The organism is Paenibacillus sp. AR247, assembly GCF_002968895.1.
GTDB lineage: Bacteria > Bacillota > Bacilli > Paenibacillales > Paenibacillaceae > Paenibacillus_AQ > Paenibacillus_AQ favisporus.
On record NZ_PCZT01000021.1, the window covers coordinates 11,047 to 13,849 of the forward strand.

The window sequence follows — 2,803 nt, forward strand, 5'->3', positions numbered from 1 at the left end:
GGTTGAAATTCGCCAAAAACTGGCTGCCACAAGTCGTGCGCAGGCCTTCCGTCACGATATTGTCCTTAATTCCGGCAGGCAGGCCGAAGAGCAGGCCGCGCGGCTGACCGGACACCAGTTTGTCGTCGAGACGGCGGGCTGTGTTCCGCGCCTCCTCCTCATTCAACGTCAAAAAAGCCCCGATGCGTTCGTCCCGCTCGGCGATGACCTGAAATGACTGGTCAACAAGCTCCTGCACGGACAGCTCCTTGGCATGCAGCTTGTTATGTAATTCTTGCAATGTATGGTTAAACAGGCTCAAATGAATGCTCCTCCCTTCAATGATTAGCCGCTAATCCAAGACAGCCGGCACTTTAAATTGTCCGTCTTCCTCTTCAGGCGCGTTGGCCATAACTTTCTCGATCGGCAGACTGTCTTTCGCTTCATCCTCGCGCATCACATTGCTGAGATGCAGCACATGCGTCGTCGGCTCCACACCGTCGGTATCGAGTTCATTCAATTTCTCGGCATATTGTAAAATGGCGTTCAGCTGCTCGGTCAGCATCTGCTCTTCTTCGGGTGTGAAATTGAGCCGGGCCAGCTTGGCCACATGCTGAACGTCTTGATTTGTAATACTCATCAGCGGTTCCTCCTTGTTCCTTCTTATCTAAGCATCCCTGCGGCATTCCATCCGGATCCGATTCAGCGAAGCAGCTTGTCCTGAAGCAGCCCGGAATTCGCGGCTCCATAGCCGCAAAAACGCATGGATATGCCCTTGCAGACTGCTGGTGTTTAAAGGATTAAAGCCTCAGGATAACGTTTCTAATTATATTGTAGAACCGGGGAAGATTCAATGCACCCGGTCAAAATGGAACGCACCGATATGTTGCCGGCCTGCGCCTTATATCATTCCTTGGCCTAAGCCACTGCCGATATACCTTTCACTTAAAGGTCCATCGTCGTACATTCGAAGAAGCCAAACCGCACTAGGCGGAAGATTTCTTGCGGGACAAGGATGTCGTATCTTCGAAGTTAGAAGCTGAAATGGATGATGGCGACAGCCTTCAGCTTAGCTATATATTTTAAAACGCAAAAAAGAGCCGGCTAATAAGCCGACTCCTCTAAATCCAGGCGCGGAGATTTACCTGTTTGATAAATTCCGCCTGGGAGAGCACTTCAGGCGCAGTCTCTTCTTCCTTCTCATCCTGCTCAAGCTCGCCGTTCATAATCTGATGAAACAGCTTCTCGTTATATGTCGCAAGGGCGTAATCGATCAGCGCTTCCCGCGTGGTCATCTCAACTTCATGCTGTATGAGCAACTCTTCTGGCTCAACATCACTCGATGGCACGAAAAAGTTACGATTAATCTTCGGTACCCGAATTACGTAATCAAAAGCATTATCCGGGTTCCGGTCATAGGCAATCAGATAACCGTATTCCCCAATAGGAAGGTTCTGCTCAAAGGCGTCCGCGACGATTACAATTTTCTCCCCTAATTGCAGCATCGTCTACCTCCTAGATGTATGTCTTTCATTTGTCTGTATAGTCTACTAGAAAAACATAGACATGTAAAGCTGAAGAAAAAATATATATGGAGAAAAATAAAGTGAGATGAACATGAAATCTCCCAAAAATAAAAGAACGCAAACCGGGATCGGGCCACAGCTTGCGTGCTTCGCGAAAGTAACAAGGTTCATCAAATTAATCACATTGTATCAATCTTGTAACCGGTTGTCCAGACAAATTTGCTCAGAAATTGTCGGAAATGCTGACAACCTATCAAATCCATCCTTAACGGACATAGGGATTGTTCGCCCGCTCATAACCAATCGAGGTTTTAGGGCCATGGCCGGGATACACCTTCACGTCGTCCGGGAACGTGAACAGCGTATTTTGGATGGAGTCAAGCAGGTCCCTTTCTCTTCCTCCATACAAATCGGTTCGTCCAACGCCAAGCTTGAACAGGACGTCGCCGGAAAAGAGGTCGTTTCCGCAGAGGAAGCTGACGCTTCCGGGCGAATGTCCAGGCGTATGGTAGACGGTAAACGTGCGGCCGATCAGCTGCAGCTGCTGGCCCTCATCCAGGCTGTATTCCGCGGGATCGGTCGTCAGCGGCGGAGTTACCTGCGGCCAGTTCTGCGAGCCGTTCATCCTCGGGTTCACCAGCCATTCGCTTTCAAGGTCATGAAGATATACCGGCGCCTTGGTTAGCTTGCGTACTTCATCGACGCCGCCCATATGGTCGAAATGGGCATGGGTCAGCAGAATGGCTTCGATCTCGAGACCCTCAATGTGCCGGATCAGCGGAGCGGGATTCATGCCAGGATCAATGATGACGGCGCGGCCGGGATCGTCGCCGGTCAGGACATAGCAATTGGTTTCCAGCGGCCCGAGGCTAAAGGATCGGATGTTCAGCATGGCCTCAGATCAAAATCCGGAAATCAGTTCACGCAGCTCTTTGATGATCGAGGCGTGAAAGCCCGTTCCTTCCCCGTAAGCTTCGACGATCTGTTTGCGGGTAACCGCCAGGTTGTCCTGATAGTCGGCAGCTTCCCGGTCCGGATTGTTCTGTTTGAATTCGACCATGAACTTTTGAACGTGAGCCGGACGCGGCCCCCAGGTGCCCAAGACGTATCCGCCCGTATCCGCAAAAATGACTACAGGCACACTCCGGCCGCCCATCGTCAAATACTGGTCCATCAAATCAAAATTCTCTTCCAGAATAAACACCTCGACCGGAATTTCCGCCGCTTCCAGCGCCCGGAATACGACCGGAACGTTGCGAACTACGTCACCACACCAATCGGCAGCCAGGATCAGCACG

The 2,803-nt window shown here is 51.0% G+C and carries 5 protein-coding genes; all 5 read right to left on the reverse strand.

The genetic code is table 11. From position 1 onward, the window contains the following. The coding region (locus CPT76_RS28440) for an amidase family protein (protein WP_258168889.1) at positions 1-301 on the reverse strand (301 nt) is incomplete at its 3' end. A 30-nt stretch (positions 302-331) separates the two neighbouring features. After that, positions 332-619, reverse strand: coding sequence for an Asp-tRNA(Asn)/Glu-tRNA(Gln) amidotransferase subunit GatC (gatC, locus tag CPT76_RS28445; protein WP_076176038.1), 288 nt, complete (start codon positions 617-619; stop codon positions 332-334). A 481-nt stretch (positions 620-1,100) separates the two neighbouring features. Further along, positions 1,101-1,484, reverse strand: a complete 384-nt coding sequence (locus CPT76_RS28450) for an ATPase (RefSeq protein ID WP_076176040.1) — start codon at positions 1,482-1,484, stop codon at positions 1,101-1,103. A 286-nt stretch (positions 1,485-1,770) separates the two neighbouring features. Next, entirely contained in the window at positions 1,771-2,397 is a 627-nt protein-coding gene (locus CPT76_RS28455) for an MBL fold metallo-hydrolase (RefSeq protein ID WP_105445275.1), read from the reverse strand. A 9-nt stretch (positions 2,398-2,406) separates the two neighbouring features. Next, positions 2,407-2,803, reverse strand: a 397-nt coding sequence (locus CPT76_RS28460; protein ID WP_105445276.1) for a thioredoxin family protein, incomplete at its 5' end; no start/stop codon positions are given.

What these genes read in the sequence shown, in the direction of transcription:
- gatC (WP_076176038.1), bottom strand. Translation starts at nt 619, where the DNA reads ATGAGTATTACAAATCAAGACGTTCAGCATGTGGCCAAGCTGGCCCGG.
- CPT76_RS28450 (WP_076176040.1), bottom strand. Translation starts at nt 1,484, where the DNA reads ATGCTGCAATTAGGGGAGAAAATTGTAATCGTCGCGGACGCCTTTGAG.
- CPT76_RS28455 (WP_105445275.1), bottom strand. Translation starts at nt 2,397, where the DNA reads ATGCTGAACATCCGATCCTTTAGCCTCGGGCCGCTGGAAACCAATTGC.